24 protein-coding genes and 1 tRNA gene are annotated in these 21177 nt (G+C 56.7%); 5 read left to right on the forward strand and 20 right to left on the reverse strand.

Annotation, left to right across the window (positions count from 1 at the left end):
• Positions 1-9: 9 nt before the first annotated feature.
• Entirely contained in the window at positions 10-327 is a 318-nt protein-coding gene (locus ACIPF8_RS03090; RefSeq protein ID WP_400417030.1) for a hypothetical protein, read from the forward strand.
• 7 nt (positions 328-334) lie between these two features.
• Complete coding sequence (locus ACIPF8_RS03095; RefSeq protein ID WP_400417031.1) at positions 335-727, forward strand: hypothetical protein; 393 nt, start codon at positions 335-337, stop codon at positions 725-727.
• A 201-nt stretch (positions 728-928) separates the two neighbouring features.
• Here the strand turns inward: ACIPF8_RS03095 and ACIPF8_RS03100 are convergent, their stop codons facing one another.
• From ACIPF8_RS03100 to petA, 7 genes are all read right to left on the reverse strand, one after another.
• Positions 929-1663, reverse strand: a complete 735-nt coding sequence (locus ACIPF8_RS03100; RefSeq protein ID WP_400417032.1) for a hypothetical protein — start codon at positions 1661-1663, stop codon at positions 929-931.
• Positions 1664-1959: 296 nt separating this feature from the next.
• A tRNA-Thr gene (locus tag ACIPF8_RS03105) sits at positions 1960-2035 on the reverse strand.
• Between the two features lie 25 nt (positions 2036-2060).
• Positions 2061-2570 carry a ClpXP protease specificity-enhancing factor gene (locus tag ACIPF8_RS03110; RefSeq protein WP_400417033.1) on the reverse strand — a complete coding sequence of 170 codons (510 nt, stop codon included), beginning with the start codon at positions 2568-2570 and terminating at the stop codon, positions 2061-2063.
• Between the two features lie 86 nt (positions 2571-2656).
• Entirely contained in the window at positions 2657-3268 is a 612-nt protein-coding gene (locus tag ACIPF8_RS03115) for a glutathione S-transferase N-terminal domain-containing protein (RefSeq protein ID WP_061536948.1), read from the reverse strand.
• An 84-nt stretch (positions 3269-3352) separates the two neighbouring features.
• Positions 3353-4117 carry a cytochrome c1 gene (locus tag ACIPF8_RS03120; protein ID WP_400417034.1) on the reverse strand — a complete coding sequence of 255 codons (765 nt, stop codon included), beginning with the start codon at positions 4115-4117 and terminating at the stop codon, positions 3353-3355.
• Between the two features lie 16 nt (positions 4118-4133).
• A complete protein-coding gene (locus ACIPF8_RS03125) occupies positions 4134-5540 on the reverse strand; it encodes a cytochrome bc complex cytochrome b subunit (protein ID WP_400418147.1) in 1407 nt (468 codons plus the stop codon).
• Entirely contained in the window at positions 5540-6160 is a 621-nt protein-coding gene (gene petA / locus ACIPF8_RS03130; RefSeq protein WP_400417035.1) for a ubiquinol-cytochrome c reductase iron-sulfur subunit, read from the reverse strand. The genes ACIPF8_RS03125 and petA overlap by 1 nt, the downstream gene beginning before the upstream one ends.
• Positions 6161-6454: 294 nt before the next feature.
• On the opposite strand from petA, the gene mscL reads away from it, so the two are divergent.
• The 3 genes from mscL to ACIPF8_RS03145 all read left to right on the forward strand — a co-directional run bounded on the left by mscL (position 6455) and on the right by ACIPF8_RS03145 (position 8396).
• Positions 6455-6865, forward strand: a complete 411-nt coding sequence (gene mscL / locus ACIPF8_RS03135; protein ID WP_400417036.1) for a large conductance mechanosensitive channel protein MscL — start codon at positions 6455-6457, stop codon at positions 6863-6865.
• A 230-nt stretch (positions 6866-7095) separates the two neighbouring features.
• Positions 7096-7680, forward strand: coding sequence for an RNA polymerase sigma factor (locus ACIPF8_RS03140; protein ID WP_400417037.1), 585 nt, complete (start codon positions 7096-7098; stop codon positions 7678-7680).
• Complete coding sequence (locus tag ACIPF8_RS03145; protein ID WP_400417038.1) at positions 7680-8396, forward strand: anti-sigma factor domain-containing protein; 717 nt, start codon at positions 7680-7682, stop codon at positions 8394-8396. Before ACIPF8_RS03140 ends, ACIPF8_RS03145 begins: the two co-directional genes overlap by 1 nt.
• Before the next feature lie 78 nt (positions 8397-8474).
• Here ACIPF8_RS03145 and ACIPF8_RS03150 read toward each other — a convergent pair whose 3' ends face one another.
• The 13 genes from ACIPF8_RS03150 to ACIPF8_RS03210 form a co-directional block, all read right to left on the reverse strand.
• Positions 8475-9638, reverse strand: a complete 1164-nt coding sequence (locus tag ACIPF8_RS03150; RefSeq protein WP_400417039.1) for a phosphatidylserine/phosphatidylglycerophosphate/cardiolipin synthase family protein — start codon at positions 9636-9638, stop codon at positions 8475-8477.
• A 98-nt stretch (positions 9639-9736) separates the two neighbouring features.
• Complete coding sequence (locus tag ACIPF8_RS03155; RefSeq protein WP_400417040.1) at positions 9737-10543, reverse strand: endonuclease/exonuclease/phosphatase family protein; 807 nt, start codon at positions 10541-10543, stop codon at positions 9737-9739.
• A gap of 12 nt (positions 10544-10555) precedes the next feature.
• The gene (nudB, locus tag ACIPF8_RS03160) at positions 10556-11020 is read right to left on the reverse strand and encodes a dihydroneopterin triphosphate diphosphatase (RefSeq protein ID WP_400417041.1); all 465 of its coding nucleotides are present in this window, start codon (positions 11018-11020) and stop codon (positions 10556-10558) included.
• Between the two features lie 200 nt (positions 11021-11220).
• Positions 11221-13023 (reverse strand): aspartate--tRNA ligase, encoded by a 1803-nt coding sequence (gene aspS, locus ACIPF8_RS03165; RefSeq protein ID WP_400417042.1) that lies wholly within the window; start codon positions 13021-13023, stop codon positions 11221-11223.
• 96 nt (positions 13024-13119) lie between these two features.
• On the reverse strand, positions 13120-13758 hold the full coding sequence (locus ACIPF8_RS03170) for a DUF502 domain-containing protein (RefSeq protein ID WP_400417043.1): 639 nt from the start codon (positions 13756-13758) through the stop codon (positions 13120-13122).
• A gap of 69 nt (positions 13759-13827) precedes the next feature.
• A complete protein-coding gene (locus ACIPF8_RS03175) occupies positions 13828-14169 on the reverse strand; it encodes an FmdB family zinc ribbon protein (protein WP_400417044.1) in 342 nt (113 codons plus the stop codon).
• 149 nt (positions 14170-14318) lie between these two features.
• Entirely contained in the window at positions 14319-15380 is a 1062-nt protein-coding gene (locus ACIPF8_RS03180; RefSeq protein ID WP_400417045.1) for a PotD/PotF family extracellular solute-binding protein, read from the reverse strand.
• Between the two features lie 16 nt (positions 15381-15396).
• Entirely contained in the window at positions 15397-16179 is a 783-nt protein-coding gene (locus ACIPF8_RS03185) for an ABC transporter permease (RefSeq protein WP_128082970.1), read from the reverse strand.
• Entirely contained in the window at positions 16172-17083 is a 912-nt protein-coding gene (locus ACIPF8_RS03190) for an ABC transporter permease (protein WP_400417046.1), read from the reverse strand. The genes ACIPF8_RS03185 and ACIPF8_RS03190 overlap by 8 nt, the downstream gene beginning before the upstream one ends.
• Entirely contained in the window at positions 17076-18161 is a 1086-nt protein-coding gene (locus ACIPF8_RS03195) for an ABC transporter ATP-binding protein (RefSeq protein WP_400417047.1), read from the reverse strand. The genes ACIPF8_RS03190 and ACIPF8_RS03195 overlap by 8 nt, the downstream gene beginning before the upstream one ends.
• 196 nt (positions 18162-18357) lie before the next feature.
• Positions 18358-18972 (reverse strand): methyltransferase domain-containing protein, encoded by a 615-nt coding sequence (locus tag ACIPF8_RS03200; protein WP_400417048.1) that lies wholly within the window; start codon positions 18970-18972, stop codon positions 18358-18360.
• A 3-nt stretch (positions 18973-18975) separates the two neighbouring features.
• Complete coding sequence (gene ubiB, locus ACIPF8_RS03205; protein WP_400417049.1) at positions 18976-20553, reverse strand: ubiquinone biosynthesis regulatory protein kinase UbiB; 1578 nt, start codon at positions 20551-20553, stop codon at positions 18976-18978.
• Entirely contained in the window at positions 20550-21134 is a 585-nt protein-coding gene (locus ACIPF8_RS03210) for an SCP2 domain-containing protein (RefSeq protein ID WP_400417050.1), read from the reverse strand. The genes ubiB and ACIPF8_RS03210 overlap by 4 nt, the downstream gene beginning before the upstream one ends.
• Positions 21135-21177: the final 43 nt, after the last annotated feature.

Here is a 21177-nt window from a genome sequence, read left to right on the forward strand (position 1 = left end):
AGAAAACCAATGACGCAAAACAGTAAAGTAGCCGTATTGGTCTTCGGCATTATAGCCGGACCTATATTTTTGTTAGGTCTTTTATATCCTTTACTGCCTAAAACACCTATGGGCTGGCTGGTGTGTACTGTCTGCGGCGTTTTTGTTGGCTTGTGGGCCGTGCTGTCTGCATTTTTCATTGCTTGGCTGCAGCGACAGCAACGTTTCCGATTTCTTTGCCAAAGCACCGCTGTCGCGATAGCGCTCTCTCTTGGATGTGGGATTTTTTGGCTTGTATTAGATGCTCAGTCATTTTTAGCAGCCAACTTCTCGTACTTTTCTCGTTGAGAGCGACATGGCCAATATAATCGGACTGGTTATTCTGGCCGCATTAATGACGCTCATGTCGCTCTACGTACCAGGCTCGGAGGTACCCGGAGTTTTTTGGGTATTCATTTATGTGATATGGGCAGCGTTCGCATATTTTATTTGGCATCATAGAAAGGCTCCGGAAAGTGCGACAAGATGGCTTATCCTGGCAGCCCTTTCTGTAATTGGGGCGGCCTTGTGGTTTGGAATAGCAACTCTTATAGCTCATTTATCATTTGGCGGTAACGAGCCTGGACTCTCCAAAATCTTCGATGTTACCGTAGCGTTAATAATCGCACCTGGCCTGACTTTTATTGCTCTAGCTGGCTGGGTGCGTGCTTTAGTTGTAATACGTAAGACACGTTCGGCGAAGCCATAGCAGCGAAGTGGGTTGAGACATAGATATGCAGGCGAAATCTGATCAGCTTCACAGACCCAGGCGACTCAGGAGCGGACGACTTATCTATTGAATAAACGTATACACTCAGAGCTTGCCTACATGTCACCCAACCAATTCGAGGCGGAATACGCACTACAGGCGACTTGAATTTTTTACTTCCCCTGGTCCAGTTGCAAGGGTTCAGTCCAGAAGTGGGTCAAACAACATAGGCTGTTTTGTGTAGTCCAAATCGAACGTGCGCGTGACCACAGGCGTATCCGTCGCGCTAACACTGACCTTGACCCCTCCGTACCCACCTTTCGCGGACGGACCGGCAAGCATGCCCGGCTGGATCGCCGGGTGCGGCCAGTTGAGGATCGTGACCAGGCGCTCGTCGCCGGGATGAAGGTCCGCGTTTGTTGCATTCGTCATCTCAAACTGCCCGGCAGATGGCTTGTGCTTCAGTTGTCCCGTCAATTCGGTCACTACTCGGACGTCTCGGAGTGTCCGCCCCCCGGTGTTTCGAATCGCCACGGCGTACCGATATTGGTTATGGCTGACTGTGTTGTCAGGGTTCATAACAGACTCTAGCGACCAATAGCGCTGCTGGCGGTTGTTTGTATCGAAGATGATTTCAATCGGCGACGGCGCTTCGTAGAGCGACAAACGTCCTTTATCCTTTACCGATGCTCGATAGGATGCTTCGTACACCCACACTAACAACATTGCGAAGGTAACAATAGCCCACGTCTGCAATGGCCAATGCGGGATCAAGTTGATTATTTTCCAGCTGCTCTCATCGTCTGGTCGCCAAAATTCGTCGCGGACGACTGGAAATGCGCTCACCACGAACCAGGCTAGCGCTAACCATTTGCCCAGTAGGCCCTCAGCCCAAAGCATTTTTAGGTGGTCTATCCGGGTTGGTTGGGTCGTCATGGTGGGTCTATATGGAGTGGGTCTAGGGAAAGTATATATGGGTTAGACCGCTATTTGCCTTTGGGGTACTGTAGCGATGATCGGGATGGATCAAAGTATTCGAGCGAACGCCAGCTTAATGGCATGCCGGAATCCCGGCATCGGGGTTGTTTTCAGGGTTTTGTAAGTGCAGAATCAAACGCAAATCGGTGCGAAAGCAAACGCGGCGTTACACCTGAAAAACGAGAATTGCGGAGCAAAGTGATATTTGCGGAGCAAAAGAAAAAGGCCCACCGAACAGTGGGCCTTTTAGGTATTGGTGCTGGCTGCAGGACTTGAACCCGCCACCCCCTGATTACAAGTCAGGTGCTCTACCAGATGAGCTAAGCCAGCTAAACTGCGAAGTCGAGAATTATACCTATTTAATTCGAGTTAGGGTAGGTCTTCCACCACCTTTTTTCGGTGGTTCCGGATCTTTTTCTGGATCCGTGGCGGATGTGCCCGGTTTTGCGTCACTTGCGGACGATGGAACCGAGGTTAAAATCGGTGTTGCGGCTGCTGGAGGCTCAATATTGACCTCTTGCTCGACTGCAGCATCGGTATCCGATTCGGATGGCGCTGTTGCTTCGAATGCCATGCCCTGGCCGTTTTCACGCGCGTAAATGGCGATGACATTATCCACAGGCACCGAAATATCACGCGATACGCCGCCGAAGCGTGCGCTGAAATTGACAAATTCATTGTCCATTTTCAAACCGCTGGTGGCTTCGAAACTGATGTTCAATACGATCTCGCCGTTCTTGACGAACTGCATCGGCACCCGCGTGTGCGCATCTACCCTGGCCGCAAGATACGGGGTGTAGCCATTGTCGGTGCACCATTCATAAATGGCGCGCAACAAATACGGTTTGGTAGAAATCTCAGACATGAGCGGAAACTGTACTTTTACAAATAATTAAGCAAGGACTGGCGCGTATCCGGGAAGCGATACGCGCCAGTTGTCTACATCGGCAATTAACGACGCATGACTTTTTCGGACGGTGTCAGCGCTTCGATGTAGGCTGGACGCGAGAAAATACGTTCAGCATACTTCATCAGCGGCGCAGCTGTCTTCGACAGCTCGATACCGTAGTGATCCAGACGCCACAGCAACGGCGCAATGGCGACATCCAGCATCGAGAACTCATCACCCAGCATGTACTTGTTCTTCAAGAACAAAGGCGCCAGCGTAGTGAGGCGATCACGGATTTCCGAACGCGCCTTCTCGTGGCTCTTTTCAGCGCCTTTGGCTTTTTCGTTCTCCAGCGTGTGCACGTGGATGAACAGCTCTTTCTCAAAGTTGAACAGCATCAGGCGTGCACGTGCGCGCATCAGCGGATCAGCCGGCATCAGTTGCGGATGCGGGAAGCGCTCGTCGATGTATTCGTTGATGATGTTGGACTCGTACAGGATCAGGTCGCGCTCGACCAGGATCGGCACTTGGCCGTACGGATTCATCGTCGAAATATCTTCCGGCTTGTTGAACAGGTCGACATCGCGAATTTCGAAGTCCATGCCTTTCTCGAACAGAACGAGACGGCAGCGTTGTGAAAATGGGCAGGTTGTACCCGAATAGAGAACCATCATTTTTATAGTTCCTTAGAAACAAAAGGGTGAGACCCATACGGCTCACCCCAAAACGCATACCCGCAAAATCGCGGGTATGAAATGCTACTTGACGTCTTTCCAGTATGACGCGTTCAAGCGCCATGCCAGAACGAAGAACATGCCGAGGTACAGCAAAACCCAGACGCCAAGGCGCTTGCGGGTATTCTGAGCAGGTTCGCCCATCCATTCAAGATAGGAGACCAGGTCGGCGACAGCAACGTCGTATTCGACCTTGTTCATCTTGCCGGGCTTAACTTGCTCGAAACCCACAAACTTGTGTTCGGTCTTGCCCTCTTCGTGCGGATCTTTCACGTCTTCGTATTTGGCAGTACGAATCCCCTCAAGTTCCCACAGAACGTGCGGCATGCCGACGTTAGGGAAGACCATGTTATTCCAGCCGGTTGGACGGCTGTCATCTTTGTAGAAAGTGCGCAGATACGTATACAGCCAATCAGGCCCAGTGCCGGCGCCGGATGCCTTGGCGCGGGCGATCACCGACAGATCCGGTGGCGTCGCGCCGAACCATTCTTTTCCATCTTTTGGCGTCATTGCGATCGTCATCAACCCGCCGACCTTGTCGGTTGTGAACAACAGGTTGTTCTTGATCTGGTCTTCGGTCAGGCCGATATCGCGCAGACGGTTGTAACGCATCGACGATGCAGAGTGGCAGTTCAGGCAATAGTTGACGAACAGCTTGGCGCCATTCTGCAGCGCCGACAGGTTATTCCCCTGCTCCGGAGCGCGATCCAGCGGGTAGCCGCCCTCTTCAGCAAAAGCCAGAGCCGGCAGCAGCACGAGAGTCGCAATCAATCTTTTCAGCAATGTCATGTTCTTATCCTCTGGCTTAGTGCGGGTGATAAACAACACGGTCCGGCACTGGCTTGAATGTGCCAGCGGCACTCCACCACGGCATCAACAGGAAGAAGCCGAAGTAAATGAACGTGCAGACTTGCGAGACGTAGCTGCCGATTACCGACGGCGGTTGCACACCGAGGTAGCCGAGGATCACAAACGTGATGCCGAACAGGATATAGATGTACTTGTGCCAGCTTGGACGATAGCGGATCGACTTGACCTTGGAATGATCCAGCCAAGGCAAGCCTGCGAGGATCATCACCGAGACGCCCATCAACACCACGCCGAAGAACTTGGCGTCGAATATGAACATCGCCCCGATAATCGCTGCGCCGATGACGGTAGCGGCGATCTTGATGACGCTGCTGAGTTTCGATTTAAACCACAGCAATGCCACGAACGCTGCCACACCAGCTTGCAGATAAATGATGAAGTCCGAAGTAATCGCGCGCAGGATCGAGTAGTAAGGCGTGAAATACCAGACTGGTGCGATGTGCGGCGGCGTCTTCAGCGAATCGGCCGGGATGAAGTTGTTGTATTCGAGGAAGTAGCCGCCCATTTCAGGGCCGAAGAACACCACGGCGCTGAACACGATCAGGAACACGGCAACTGCCATCACGTCATGCACCGAGTAGAAAGGATGGAAAGGCACGCCGTCCAGCGGCACGCCCTTTTCGTCCAGATTGTCCTTGATTTCGATGCCGTCCGGGTTGTTCGAGCCGACTTCATGCAGGGCGACGATGTGCGCCACAACCAGGCCGATCAGGACCAGCGGAATCGCGATCACGTGGAACGAGAAGAAGCGGTTCAAGGTGGCATCCGACACCACGTAGTCGCCACGGATCCACAGCGACAAGTCAGGGCCGATGAAAGGAATCGCACCGAACAGGTTGACGATCACCTGGGCGCCCCAATACGACATCTGGCCCCAAGGCAGCAAATAGCCCATGAACGCTTCGCCCATCAGGCACAGGAAAATGCCGACGCCGAACAGCCACACCAGCTCACGCGGTTTGCGGTACGAGCCGTACAGCAGGCCGCGCACCATGTGCAGGTAGACCACGATGAAGAATGCCGAAGCGCCGGTCGAGTGCATGTAGCGCACCAGCCAGCCCCATGGCACATCGCGCATGATGTATTCAACCGAAGCGAATGCCAGGGTGGCGTCCGGCTTGTAATGCATGACCAGGAAGATGCCGGTGACGATCTGGATCACCAGCACCAGCAGCGCCAGCGAACCGAAGGCATACCAGAAATTGAAATTCTTTGGCGCGTAGTATTCGGACAGATGCGCCTTCCAGGTGGAAGTCAGCGGGAAGCGCGCATCAACCCAGTTCAACGCCTTTTCGGCGATGGGAGCATCGGCCGGCAGTTGCTTTTCGTGGAATGCCATGATTAAGCCTCGCCTTTCTCGTCTTTACCGATCAGGATCTTGCTGTCCGACAGATACATGTAGCGCGGCACATCAAGATTGTTTGGCGCTGGCTTGTTCTTGAAGACACGACCGGCCAGATCGAAAGTGGAACCATGGCATGGGCACAGGAAGCCGCCTTGCCAGTCGTCCGGCAACGAGGGTTGAGCGCCAGGGGTGAACTTTTGCGACGGGGAGCAACCTAAATGCGGGCAGATCCCGACCACAACCAAGGTTTCTTCATGGCCGGCGTGGCCACGGTTGTTTGACTTGTTCTTGCAGTAATCCGGCAAGTCCATGGTGTAGGGTTTGAGCGATTCCGGATCGGCAACTTCAGTGGCCGTATGTTCCAGGCCTTTCAGTTGCTCCGGGGTACGTTTCATGATCCATACAGGCTTGCCGCGCCATTCGAAAACTTGCATCTCTCCGGGTTTAATGCCGGAAATGTCTACTTCTACTGGGGCCCCCGCGGCTTTTGCACGTTCCGACGGCTGGAAGGTGGAGACAAAAGCCCCCGCCGTGGCCAATCCTGCCACGCCTCCCGCCGCACATGTTGCGACGAGCAAACCACGTCGACCGGAATCGACCTGCTTTTCGTTACTCATACCAACCCCAATCAGTCAAAAAACGAAACCTGGACGGAACTTCTAGCAACCCTAGATTATATCGAAGCTGAAGACTGTTTTAAAGGAAATACATATACCGATATATAAAATAAGCCAACTTCGGGGAACTTTACTTCAAATTACGCATAATTCCCTATAGAAACATCTAACTTGATGTTGTCATATGCCTGTAACAGGCTTTTTTATGACTAAATTTGACAAATTTACCCTTTCCATCTTGCTGCGATCCAAGTATCGTCACACTGATCAACATTGATATGGAGAACCTGCAACATGAGCATGATGGAAGAATTCAAGACCTTTGCACTCAAAGGCAACGTGATGGATCTGGCGGTTGGCGTGATTATCGGCGGCGCTTTCGGCAAGATCGTTGATTCCTTGGTTCAGGACGTCATCATGCCGGTCGTCGGCAAGATTTTCGGTGGCCTGGATTTTGCCAACCATTACATCCCGTTGAACGGCCAAGGCACTCAACTCACCTTGATCGAAGCCAAGAAAGCCGGCGCTGTGCTGGCATACGGCAACTTCATCACCATTGCGCTGAATTTTGTCATCCTGGCATTCGTGATTTTCCAGATGGTGCGCATCATCAACAAATTGCGCGGCGCGGTTCCGCCACCACCGCCGGCCGATCCGGAAAACACTGTGTTGCTGCGCGAAATCCGTGACGCGTTGAAAAAATAGTATTTACTGCCCCTGCGCTAGCCAAAAGCCCGTTGCACAGCAGCGGGCTTTTTTTTTGCCCAGCGTATGGCAAATCATGACTGGCCCGGATTCGGGTAAGACTTAAGTGGTGAGTTGCGCGGCACGTTCCCATGCGGTAATCTGCAAAGTAATCAACTTGGCTCCCCAACAACAAAAATATTGAGCGACTTGCCTGCAGCAATGCGGCAGGACGCATAAAGGAAGCGGAATTGCCATCTAAAGACTTGCAACCCGAACAACTGAAGATCTGGCTGGCGGCAGTCGTACGCAAGGACGCCGCTGCTTTTCGCTCGCTCTACGACGCAACATCGCCGAAACTGTTTGGCTTTGCGCTGCGTATACTAGTTAAGCGCGAGTGGGCGGAAGAAGTTCTACAGGAAAGCTTTGTCAACATCTGGAACAATGCCGGCAGCTACCAGGACAGCCTGGCGGCGCCAATGACCTGGATGACAACCATCGTGCGCAACAAGGCATTCGATTATTTGCGGCGTGTCGACCACGACGTTGAAATCGATGCAGACACATTCGACAAGGAAGTCATGAATGCAATGGAAAGCGCCGATCCGACACCGTTGGATGCGCTGCAACTTACCGATGACGCAAAGGCGCTGGCGAATTGCCTGGCCCGCCTTGAAGGCTTGCATCGCCAGGCCATTGCCTTGTCCTTTTATCACGACCTGTCGCACAGCGAAGTCGCCGAGCAATTGAAATTGCCGATCGGTACAGTCAAGACCTGGATTCGACGCGGGCTGGAACGCCTGAAAACCTGCCTCGGCAAGCTCGGGAGTATTTGATGGATATTCATCTGAATACAAGCCTGGTCGATAAACTGGCAGCCGAATATGTGCTCGGCACCTTGCGCGGCGGTGCGCGCCGCCGCTTTGAAAGCCTGCTGCGACAGCAAGCCGTGCTGCGCAAAGCGGTCGCCGAGTGGCAGGATCGCCTACAGCCAATGGCTGAACTGGTGCCGTCCGCAGAGCCATCGGCCTCGGTATGGCCGGCAATCGAGACCCGGCTTGGCCTGAAAACCAAACCGCAACGCAAGCAATCCTTCTGGCTAGAGTTACGCGAAGACCTGAGTTTCTGGCGCGGACTGGGGCTGGTATCAACCACTGCCGCCCTGATCCTGACCTCGTTATTGCTGACCAAACAGCTGGAGCCGGTCGCGCCTGTCACTTCCTATGTCGCCACGCTGAGCAACGAACAGGCGCAGCCGATTGCCGTCGTCACCGGCGACGCCCAAGGCGGCCATCTGGTGGTCAAGGTGGTTGCGCCACAAGCGATTGCAGCCGACAAGAGCCTGGAATTGTGGGCCGTGCCGAAAGAAGGCCATCCACGTTCGCTTGGGCTGCTGGCGGCCAATGGCAGCGTGACGCTGACGCTGCCTGCCGGCACCACGCCGCAGACTGTGCCGGTGCTGGCGGTCACGCTGGAGCCGAAGGGCGGATCGCCGAAGGCTGATGGTCCGACCGGACCGGTCGTATTCAAGGGCGCCTGGGTACAGATCTAGCTACAGACCTGGCAGTTGTCGGATGTTGCTCAACAAGTGCAGCATCCGGCAACTACATGCGCCAGTTTCAATCCGTATTCATTCGCGATAATCGATGGCGATGATTCGCATCAGCATCCGGTACAGGAAGAAAGCCGTGCCGTAGCGAGCGCGGGAAAACCAGGAAAGATTGGCAAAGGTCCTGGCCTCCACTTCTACCCCATCTGCAATGCCTTCCTCTATCCGCTGCCGTAACGTCCGTGAAAATTCAGCATCGTTGATCACCACGTTCGCCTCCTGGTTCACCAGCAGGCTCAGGCCGTCGAAATTGCTGGATCCGACTGTCGCCCAATTTTCATCGACCACCGCCACCTTCGCGTGCAACGCTGTCTTCCGGTACTCGACAATCTTGACTCCAGCTTTCAACAGCTTCGGATAATAGGAATGGCTGACCGCATCCTGCAGGCGGTAATGGCCGACACCCAGCAACAAGGTCACCTCGACGCCACGCTTGGCGGCGATTTCCAGAGCGCGCCGCAACTTGCGCCCGGGCGCAAAATAAGGACTGGTCAGCAGGGCGCTCTGCCTGGCATGGCCAAGCGCCTGCAAATAAGCGCGCTGGATAGTGCGGCGGTTGCGCAAGTTATCGCGCAACACCAGCCCGGCCAGCACAGCGCCCTGGGTCGCACCGGCGGCGATGACACGGCTGCGCTTGAACTGCTGGAAGCGTTCCAGCAGCTTCATCTCGCCGAGGCGCAGCCATTGCGCCTCCAGTTCGAGATGAATCACCGCCACCAGCGGACCGCCAATGCTTACCGCGAAATCCCAGCGCGGCGCCGGCAACGGCAGCCGCCGGTCGTCGTCGGACACCATGTCGTCGATGATATTCAAGCCGCCAATGAAACCGGTCTGGCGATCCACCACGCACATCTTGCGATGCATGCGCGCCACGCCGCGGCGGAACCAGGGATTGAAGGAACGATGCATGACGGCCGCTGCCCGGAACTCCTCGCCAAGCGACAACGAACGCCGCCGGCCGGTGCCAATCCAGTCGGTAATGACCCTGACCTTGACACCGCGCTGCGCCGCACGCGCAAGCGCCTGTTGCACTTGCGTTGCCGTCTCGTCGGCGGCGAAGATATAGGTTTCCAGGTAGATTTCGGAGCGGGCGCCGTCGATGGCGGCAATCAGCGCCGGAAAGAAAGCGGCGCCATTTTGCAACAGCGTGATGTGATTGTTTGCGCTGAAACTTACCGGGCGCATGGAAGGAAAATGAGATTAAATGGAATGAAGCTAAGCGGCATCTGGTCAGTTCTCATCAGGTGATCGATGCGAACGATCCGACAAACGCAAACGGATCGCTATAATAATTTCAAGGTGGCCAGGATCGGTGCGTGATCCGACAATTTCGCCCAGTCTGCACCGTGCAGGACTTCAGCAGATTCTACCGTAAAGCCGCGCAAATAAATTCGGTCCAGGCGCAGCCACGGAAACGCGGCTGGGAAAGTGCGGGCAGGTTTCAGCTTGGGCGTGCGTCCCATCAACTGCTGCAGATAAGAGCCGACGCCGCGCATGACGCCGGTTGCGGCTATCCGCTCGTCGAATATTTCAGCGACGTTGAGGCGCATGCGCAGCAGTTCGCTCAAGCGATTACCCCAGTCGTTGAAATCGCCGGCGATGATCAGCGGCGCATCCGGCGGCGAGGAGCTGCGCACGGCTTCGATCAAGGCTGCAGTTTGACGCCGCCGGCCACCACCAAACAAACCCAGGTGCACGACATAGCAATGAATATCGACGCCGCCGGTTTTCAGCACGCAATGCAAAATGCCGCGCGCCTCATAGGCATGGTCGGAAACATCCTGGTTGCTTTGCGAGGCAATTTCGAAACGACTGAGCAATGCATTGCCGTGGTGGCCGTGGTCATACACTGCATTCATGCCATAGGCCGCATGGTGCGAATCACCGGCAAGGAAATCGTGCTGCGGCTGATCAGGCCAGTGTGCGGCATGGCGCGCGGCCAGCAAGTCGTGCCGGCCCTGCACTTCCTGCAGGAAGAAGACGTCGGCTTCCATTTTCGTCAACGCCTGTTTCAACGCATGCACGCGAGGCCGGTTGCCCAGTGAGGACACGCCCTTGTGGATGTTATAGGTGGCGATGCGCAGTTTCATGGAACGATCCGGCTATCCGGCAAGATGGTGTGGCAACTGCAGGATGGCTTCTGCATTCGATGGAGAAAAACATAAATCCGCCGCTTCGCGGTACGGCAGCCAACGGTATTGCAAATGCTCGCGCGGCGCCAGCGTGATCGGAATTGCATTCGGCACCATCAAGCCGAATACATGTTCGGTGTTCTTTGTCACGCCCGGCGCATAGCGATGACGCCAGACCGGGTAAATCTCATACACATTGGCGACGCGCCAATCGCTCAGGTTCGCCAGCGGCACAGCGCCCGGCCGGTCGGCAACCACGATCCCGGTTTCTTCCTGCACCTCGCGCATCGCCGTGACTTCCAGCGCTTCGTCGGGGAAATCCTTGGAGCCGGTCACCGATTGCCAGTAGTCCGCCTTGTCGGCCCGCTCCATCATCAGGACCTGCATATCTTCCGTATAAATGACAACCAAAACCGATTCGGGAATTTTATACATGCGTATCTTTTACTATTGCGCGTAGGGCGGCACAGCGTGCCCACAGGTTGCCGAAAAACAGTACTAACGGTCAGATTCCGCGTAGGCAGAAAACGTTCCCTCTACCCCATCTCAGAAAGCACCACTATAAACCTGTTTTGATTTTCCATAAAAAAAGCGCGGAAAACCGCGCTTTTCGATTGCTGCTTTTTTTTGCGAAATCAGACTACTTTCGCTTCCGGCATGCGCAAGCGGATGTGCAGTTCCTTCAATTGCTTTTCGTCGACAGCAGAAGGCGCTTGCGTCAGCAGACATTGCGCGCGCTGGGTCTTCGGGAAGGCGATCACGTCGCGAATCGATTCGGCGCCACACATCATCGTGACGATACGGTCCAGGCCAAAGGCCAGGCCACCATGCGGAGGCGCGCCGTATTGCAGGGCGTCGAGCAGGAAACCGAACTTCAGCTGTGCTTCTTCGGCATCGATCTTCAATGCGCGGAACACCTTGCTTTGTACTTCTGCGCGGTGGATACGGATCGAACCGCCGCCCAGTTCCCAACCGTTCAGCACCATGTCGTAGGCCTTGGCGATTGCCTTGCCCGGATCGGTTTCGATGAAGTCTTCGTGGCCGTCTTTCGGCGACGTGAACGGATGGTGCAAGGCGTTCCAACGGTCGCTGTCTTCGTCGTATTCGAACATCGGGAAATCGACCACCCACAGCGGACGCCATGTGTCGTCGAACAGGCCGACCTTCTTGCCGAATTCGCTGTGACCGATCTTCACGCGCAACGCGCCGATCGCATCGTTGACTACCTTGGCCTTGTCGGCGCCGAAGAAAATCAGGTCGCCATCTTCTGCGCCAGTCTGTTCGATGATCTGCGCCAGCGCTGCATCGTGCAGGTTCTTGACGATCGGCGATTGCAGGCCGTCGCGACCCTTGGCCTTTTCATTGATCTTGATGTAAGCCAGGCCCTTGGCGCCGTAGATGGCGACGAATTGGGTGTAGGCATCGATTTCGGAACGCGGCATGGCGGCGCCGCCAGGTACGCGCAGACCGACCACGCGGCCGTTGTCCATGTTCGCTGCACCGGCGAAAACCTTGAAGTCGACATCTTTCATGACCGCAGTCAGATCGGTGAATTCGAGCTTGACGCGCATGTCCGGCTTGTCCGAACCGTACTTGGCCATCGCAGTGGCGAAGTCCATGACCGGGAACGGGTTAGGCAGGTCGATATCCAGCGCGTTCTTGAACACCAGGCGGATCATGCCTTCGAACAAGTCACGGATTTCCTGTTCCGACATGAACGAAGTTTCGCAATCGATCTGGGTGAATTCAGGTTGGCGATCAGCGCGCAAATCTTCGTCGCGGAAGCATTTGACGATCTGGTAATAACGATCGAAGTTGGCCACCATCAGCAATTGCTTGAACAGCTGCGGCGATTGTGGCAATGCGAAGAACTGGCCGGCGTTGACGCGCGACGGCACCAGGTAGTCGCGTGCGCCTTCCGGCGTCGACTTGGTCAGCATCGGCGTTTCGATATCGATGAAGCCATGGGCGTCCAGGAACTTGCGCACTTCCATCGTCACCTTGTAACGCAGGCGCAGGTTGTTCTGCATCTGCGGACGGCGCAGGTCCAGCACGCGATGCGTCAGGCGGGTGGTTTCCGACAGGTTGTCGTCGTCCAGCTGGAACGGCGGCGTGACCGATGGATTCAACACTTCCAGGTCATGCGCCAGCACTTCGATCTTGCCGGATTTCAGATTGGTGTTGCCGGTGCCATCAGGACGCAGGCGCACGACGCCGGTGATGCGCAGGCAGAATTCGTTGCGCACCGCTTCAGCGTTCTTGAATACTTCCGCGCGATCCGGATCGCACACCACCTGCACCAGGCCTTCGCGGTCGCGCAAGTCGATGAAAATGACGCCGCCATGATCGCGACGACGATGCACCCAGCCGCACAGGCTAACGGTTTGGCCGAGAAGTGCCTCAGTGGTGAGGCCGCAGTATTGGGTTCGCATGGACATATTCAGTTTTTCGCAGTTCAGATGTTGTAGATATTAAATGTTGATGCTTGTTGTGGCTTTGTCGGCGCGGGCTTGCGCGTCGGCGCCGCTTGCCGCTTATTCGCCGGTTCCCGGCGGAGTGTCGATGACCAGTTTTCTGCCGGGCTGCTGCTCTGGCGCCACCACTCCCATCGAAACGATGTACTTCAATGCCTCATCAACGCTCATGTCGAGTTCGATGGTATCGGCACGCGGCAGCATCAGGAAAAAACCGGAAGTCGGATTCGGCGTGGTCGGCACGTAGACGCTGACGTAATCGCCGTCCAGGTGATTCTTGACGTCGCCGCCGGGTACGCCGGTGAGGAAGGCGATGGTCCATGAACCTTGGCGCGGATACTGCACCAGCAAGGCCTTGCGGAAGGCGTTGCCGGACGACGAAAACAAGGTATCCGACACCTGCTTGACGCTGGAATAGATCGAGCTGACCACCGGAATCCGGGTCAGCACCGCTTCCCACAGCGCGACGATCTGGCGGCCGATGAAATTACGTGTCGCCAGGCCGGTCAGGAAAATCACCAGCAAGGTCAGGATGGTGCCCAGGCCCGGAATATCGTGGCCGAGCAAAGCCTTCGGCCGCCATTGTTCCGGCAGCAGGAGCAGCGACTGATCCATCGTGCCAATGATCAGATTCAGAACCCATAGCGTGATTGCCAAGGGCACTAAGACCAGCAGACCGGTGATGAAGTATTTACGCATGGCTTTCTTTGTCGGGCGGCACGTCTGGCATGACGCCGGGTTCAACTTGCAGGAATTACATGGATGACGCTATGTTGACGATGCAGTGGGCGCGCTGCTTGCAGCTGCCGGCGTCGCTGGGCTGGCCGCTGGTGCCGCAGCCGGTGCTGGCGCGGTTGTAGTTGCCGACGCAACGCTGCTGCTCGAGGCCGGCTCGGCTGCCGTTGCCGGCGGCACTGTCGCTCCGGCGCCGCCACGGAAATCGGTGACATACCAGCCGGTGCCCTTCAGCTGGAAACCAGCTGCAGTCACTTGCTTCTTGAACGCGGCTTTGCTGCAGGACGGGCAAACCGTCAGCGGCTCGTCGGACATCTTTTGCAGCACATCTTTGGCAAAACCACAGGCTTCGCAGCGATACGCATAAATCGGCATGGTGAAACTCCGCAAATATCTTACAAAACCCTGAATTATAAAGGTTTTTTACAGTATATACGGGCTTCGACGGCAGCTTGTGGCGGCGGCGCCATGAATCGGCGCCGACATTGTCAATATTACATCATAAAAACAATCACGTCATGCGATCAACGCGCCCGGATTTCAGTCCAGATGCGGTTAATGGCGCGCCGTTGCTTGCTGTTCAGGTCCTTCAGCATTTCCAGTTTGGCGAAACCTGCCTTGTCCGGGAAGATCGCAGGATTGTTGGCGATTTCCGGCTTGATGTATTTGGCGGCGTCGGCATTCGGATTACCGGAGCCGATCAGGTTGCTCAATTCCGCGGCATTCTTGCCATCGAGCATGAAATTAATGAATTTCAGCGCCAGGTCAGGACGTGGCGCAGCCTTGTGGATCACCATGCTATCGAGCGCCAGTACTGCGCCCTCTTTCGGCAATGCATGACGAATACGGAATTTGCGGCCGGCCTTTTGCGCATCGACATCGGCCTGGAAGATGTCATTCGAATAACCATGTACCAGCCAGATATTACCGACCGTCAATTCCTTGATGTAGCTGCTGCCATTGAACGCCGCCCAGTAAGGCTTGGCCTTGAGGATCACATCCTTGGCCTGCTGCCAGTGCTGTTCGTCGGTATCGTTGGCGGAATAGCCAAGATACTTGAGCGCGGCGGCCATCAGTTCGTTGGCCGAATCCAGCACGGTGACCTTGCCCTTGATCTTTGCCAGGATCTTCGGATCGAAGATCGCCGCCCAGCTGTCGACCGGAATGCCCAGTTCCTTCATCTTCTGGTCGTTATAGCCCAGCAGTGTCACTGTGTAGGCGTAAGGCACGGAATACTTGTTGCCCTTGTCGAAGTCGGTATTCAGATAGGCCGGGTTGATGTTCTTCAAGTTCGGCAGTTGCGTCTTGTCGAGCGGCAGCAAGGCTTGCTGCTTGATCAATGCATCGAGCGCATTGCCGGTCGGGACGATGATGTCGTAACCCTTGGCACCGGCCGCCAGCTTGGCCAGCATTTCCTCGTTGTCGCCATAATAAGTCTGCACCACCTTGCACTTGCAGAACGTCTCGAAACGCTGCACGGTTTCCGGTGCGATGTAGTTGTTCCAATTGTACAAATGCAGTTCGTCGGCGGCGTGTGCCGTGAAGCTGGCGAATAGCAGTGTCGCGATGGCGAGCAGTTTTTTCATGGAAATCCTATTTTAATTAGGAGGAACGAATGGCATTAGGCGCCAACTTGGACGCGATGATTATAAGCACCAGGGTCAGGCCCATCAATAAGGTAGACACGGCATTCACTTCAGGCGTGACGGCAATCTTGATCATCGAATAAATCTGCAGCGGCAAGGTGGATGCATTGGCGCCGGCGGTAAAGAAGGTGATCACAAAGTCATCAATCGACAAGGTGAACGCCATCAGCGCGCCTGCCACCACGCCCGGCATGATCAACGGCAGCGTCACAAGGCGGAACGCCTGCCACGGCGTAGCACCGCAATCGCGCGCCGCTTCGGTCAGGCTTTCATCCATGCCGGACAAGCGCGAGCGCACCACGATCGCTACAAAACCGATGCAAAACGCGATGTGCGCCAAGGCGATCGAGACCAAGCCCAAGGTGATGTTGAGCATCACGAAGAAGATCAGCAACGACACACCAACCAGGATTTCCGGGATTGCAATCGGCGTCAGCACCAGCAGCGGCAGCAGCTTGAGCTTGTAGCGATGCATCGCAAAGCCGGCCATGGTGCCGAGCGTAGTGGCGGCGGCGCTGGCGACCAGCGCGATGATCAGCGAATTGCCGGCGGCGCGCAGCATCTCGTCGTTATGGAACAGTTTGCGGTACCAGTCGAGCGTAAAGCCAACCCACTCGGCATTGAGCTGCGAGTCGTTGAAGGAATACACCACCACGATGATCAGCGGCACATACAGGAATGCATATACGGCCAACGCCACCAGCCATAGTCCGAGCGGACGTCTTATTACCTTAGCCATGCGCTCCCCTCCTTGGCTTTGCCACCAGCACCGCCAGTCCGGCAGCCAGCAACGCAGCAACCGTCAGCACGATCGACAGCACGCTGCCGAAAGGCCAGTCGCGGGTTTCCAGGAATTGTTGCTTGATGACGTTGCCGATCATGTCGCTGCCGGTGCCGCCCAGGATATCGGACACCGCAAAGATGCCGAGCGCCGGGATGAACACCAGCGCCGCGCCGGCATATACGCCCGGCAACGACAACGGGAACGTGATGCGCCAGAAGCGCTGCCAGGCCGATGCGCCAAGATCCTGCGCGGCATCAACCAGCGCCGGGTCGTGCTTTTCGAGGTTGGCGTAGAGCGGCAGCACCATGAACGGCAGATGCACATAGACCAGCCCGACGATTACCGAAAACGCCGTGAACAGCAGGCGCACCGGTTCGATTCCGGCCAGGCCAAGTATGTAGTTGACGGCTTGCGTGAGGCCCGACTGCGGGCCGAGGATGATCATCCAGGCGTAGACGCGGATCAGGAAGTTGCTCCAGAACGGCAGGATCACCAGCAGGATCAGCAAATCGCGGTATTTCTTCGGGCTGCGCGCAATCAGCAGGGCCAGCGGATAGGCCATCAGCAAGCAGCAGATGGTCGTGATCAGCGCATACATTAGCGACTTCAGGAAGATCGCGGTGTAGATGAAATCGGAGGCGAAGCGCTGGTAGCTTTCCAGCGTCAGGTCCAGCTTGCCGGCTTCGTCGAAGATCGGCGCCAGGCCGCCGTAATCGCCAGCGTAGCGCACCGAGGCGAACACCATGATCAGGCTCGGAATGGCGAAGAACAGCAACAGATAAACCAGCGGCGGACCGCTGATCAGCCAGCGCGCCAGGCGGCCGCGCGAGGCGGCTGTGGATTTGCCCGGCTTACTCATACAGGAAATGCCCCGCATCAAACTGCCAGGCTACATCGACCGTATCGCCGACCTCAAAGAACTTGGCGCGGCCCGCCGCCGAATTGGCCAACAAGGCTTCGATCTTGGCGCCGCCTTCGGTCTGCACAATATAGACGGTGACATCGCCCAGGTACAGCAGCTCTTTGACGTAGCCCTTGAAGTGGTTCTCGGCGGTATCGGTGCCGATCTCGGCGCTGATGTGGATTTTCTCGGGGCGCAGCGCCAGCGTGCCCTTGCGGCCAGCAGCGGCATCGGCCGGCAATGCGCTCTTGACCAGGCCCAGGCCCGGCACGTCGAGCTGCATCGAAGTGCCATCAATACTGGCAATAGTGCCGTCGAACAGGTTGCAGGTACCGATGAAATCGGCGACGAAACGGGTGCGTGGATAGCTGTAGATACGCGACGGCTCGTCCAGTTGCTCGACATTGCCGCGATTCATGACGGCGATCCGGTGCGACAGCGCCAGCGCTTCACCCTGGTCGTGGGTGACGTAGACGAAGGTGATGTCGACTTCCTTTTGCAGATTGATCAGTTCGATCTGCATCTGCTCGCGCAGCTTGGCGTCCAGCGCCGACAGCGGCTCGTCCAGCAGCAACAGCTTAGGGCGCGACACCAGCGCGCGCGCGACCGCCACCCGCTGGCGTTGCCCGCCTGACAACTCGTGCGGGAAGCGCGTTGCAAAACCGGTCAGGCGCACGTCTTCCAAGGCCTCCTCGACCCGGACGCGGATCTGTTCCGGTGGCACCTTGGCCATTTTCAGCGGGAAAGCGATGTTGGCGCCAACCGTCATGTGCGGAAATAGTGCGTAGTTCTGGAATACGGTGCAGACCGGCCGTTTCTCCGGTGGGCTGCCGACCAGGTCGACGCCATCCAGCAGGATCTGGCCGGAATCCGGCAGGTCGAAACCGGCAATCATGCGCAGCAAGGTGGTCTTGCCACAGCCTGACGGCCCCAGCAAAGTAAAGAATTCGCCGGCTTCGATCGACAAACTGATGTTGTCGACAGCGGCAAAGTCGCCAAAGCGACGACTGACATTACGGATTTCTAGCAGCGCCATATGTCTTCAAATTCAAAGGGAGGGGGGCGAAAAACCGCCAATTGTAGCAAGGCGTCCGTTATTTATGTGAAAAAAGCCGCGTAGGGTGGGCACCTGTGCCCACGCGTAAATTCAACGCCGCCCACTGGCTTGTTTCGGTGCTGCACTGTGTTGCACTCCGGTTATCGCGTCCACGCGTGGGCACGATATCCCCACCCTACGGGCGTCGGCACCATTCGAGCCAGCGCTCTTTTCCGGCAAACACCGGGATCGAATCGCTGACGTCGCGCTCGTCGACCAGCTCGAAATCGGCATGCAATAAGCGTTCCAGTTCCGGCCGGCTGATGCCGAACGGCGGCCCCTTGGGCGCATCGTCGAAAAAGAAGAAGCCGGCCAGGGTAGCGCCGGGCGGCAACAGTTCAGCCCAGCGGCTGACAATATCGGCACGCCTGGCGGGCGGCAATGCGCACAGGAAGGCGCGTTCGTAGATCAAACCGAGCGGTTGCGGCGGTTGGTAGGTGAAGAAATCGGCTTGCAACACGCGCCCGGACCATGGCCCCAGCACTTTACGCGCGGCACTCACCGCAGCGGCGGAAAAATCGATGGCGGTGACATCCCAGCCAGCCGTCGACAGGCAGGCCACTTCGTAGCCGCTGCCGCAGCCAGGGATCAGGGTCGGTACCGGTGTGCTGCGCGCCAGGTATTGCTGCAACGCCTGCGGCACGCCACCGCTATCCCAGGGGATAAAGTCCTGCTCGAAACGCTCGCTCCAGAAATCCGGCTGCGATGGATCACGACTGGCAAACTTCGGAATGGCGTCAGGCGTCGTCATCACTTACCACCAGATCATGTGGCCAAAGCGCAAATAGATAAGCGTCAACAGCACGCCTGCCGCCAAGCCGCCGCCGACATACACCAGCAGGCCAAGCAAGCGATTGGTCTGGCGCTGCTCTGCAATCAAGCGCCACATCATTTCATTGCCTTGCTCAGCCATCGGCTCCACCACCTGGGTCAGCGCCTGATGCGCCAGACGCGGCAATTGTGGCAACAGCTTGCTGTAGCGCGGCATCTCGATTTTCAGTTGCTGGATCAGGCCGCGCCAACCCATCTGCTCGCTCATCCAGCGCTCCAGATATGGTTTGGCGGTTTTCCACAGATCAAGCTCGGGGTCCAGCTGACGCCCCAAGCCTTCGACGTTGAGCAAAGTCTTTTGCAGCAGCACCAGTTGCGGCTGCACTTCGACATTGAAACGACGCGAGGTCTGGAACAGGCGCAGCAACACCTGACCGAAGGAGATATCTTTCAAGGGCCGGTCGAAGATCGGTTCGCAGCAGGCGCGCACGGCGGATTCCAGTTCATCGACCCGGGTTTCCTTCGGCGCCCAGCCGGATTCGATGTGCGCTTCGGCCACGCGTTTGTAATCACGCTGGAAGAACGCCAGGAAATTCTGCGACAGGTAATCTTTATCGAAATCGTTCAGCGTGCCGACGATGCCAAAATCGAGCGCGATATAGCGGCCGAAAGTGGCCGGCGCCACCGATACCAGAATGTTCCCCGGGTGCATGTCGGCATGGAAAAAACCGTCGCGGAAAACCTGGGTGAAGAAAATTTCGACGCCATCGCGCGACAGCTTGCTCAGATCGACGCCGGCGTCGCGCAAGCGATCCAGCTGCGAAATCGGGATACCGTGCATGCGTTCCATCACGATCACCGAGGGCGAGCAATAATCCCAATACATCTCCGGCACCACCAACAAATGCGAGTCGGCGAAATTGCGGCGCAGCTGGCTGCCGTTGGCGGCTTCGCGCATCAGGTCCAGCTCGTCGTGCAGGTATTTATCGAACTCGCCGACCACTTCGCGCGCCTTCAGGCGGCGGCCGTCGGCCCACAGTTTCTCGACCAGGCCGGCGGCGATGTGCATCAAAGCGACGTCTTCATCGATCGATTTTTTCATACCGGGACGCAGCACCTTGACCGCCACTTCCTTGCCGTCCTTGAGTGTCGCAAAGTGGACCTGGGCAATCGAGGCCGACGCTACCGGCACCCGGTCGAAACTGGCGAACAATTCATCCGGGTGGCCTTTCAACGATTTTTCGATCTGCGCAATCGCCAGTTCAGTGCTGAATGGCGGTACCCGATCTTGCAGGCGCGCCAGTTCGTCCACCATGTCTTCCGGCAGCAGGTCGCGGCGGGTCGACAGCACTTGGCCGAACTTGACGAAGATCGGCCCCAACTCTTCCAACGCCATGCGCAAACGCTCGCCGCGCGGCGCCGAAATGTCGCGCCAGAAAATCAGGGTGTCGATCAATTTGGAAATGCGCGGCGTATCGAAGCCCGACATGGCGATGTCGTCCAGGCCGTAGCGCACCGCCACGCGGACGATTTTAAGCAGTCGCAGGAATTTCAGGATCATGAGTTCTTCAATTTATTGATGCGCTTGGCGAGTCGTTCCAGATCGTCGCGCAGCTTGGTGACATCGTTCGTAAAATCGCTTACAGCCTGCGGACGCACCAGCATCGGTTGCTCCTCCAGGAAATATTCGGCCAGGTTTTCCGTCAATTTTTTATGGGTGGCCTGGACGCCAGCCACCAGCGCGTTGCCGCCGGCGACGATGCGCACCGCAGCGATATCGCCGACCAGCTTGCTCAGATCGTGTTCGGCATCCCAGCGCAAACCCTGGCTGACTTGCGAAATCGTGTTGGCGAAATCGGCGTCGCCGTCAATCTTCACATAGGAAAAGGCACGCTCGCGATTCTGCGCAATCAGCGGCAGGTCGGAAAGCTTGAAGCGGATCGTCACGTTCACCGCTGTGTCCGGCGGCGGCGCTTGCAGGAAACCATCCTGGCTGACTTGCCAGGTCAGCTTGACCGCAGCGCCATCGATACAGGCGACCTTGCCGGCGTGCGCGGCCAGCATGCGCTGCGCCCACGGCTCTTGCGCCAGCAGGTGATTGATGGACGCCGTGATCGGCGTGAAATTCAGGGGAGCAGTCATCATCCTAGATTTACAAAACAAAACCGCCCGTGACTATTCACGG

It is taken from the genome of Collimonas sp. NPDC087041 (genome assembly GCF_044745265.1).
Lineage (GTDB): Bacteria > Pseudomonadota > Gammaproteobacteria > Burkholderiales > Burkholderiaceae_D > Collimonas.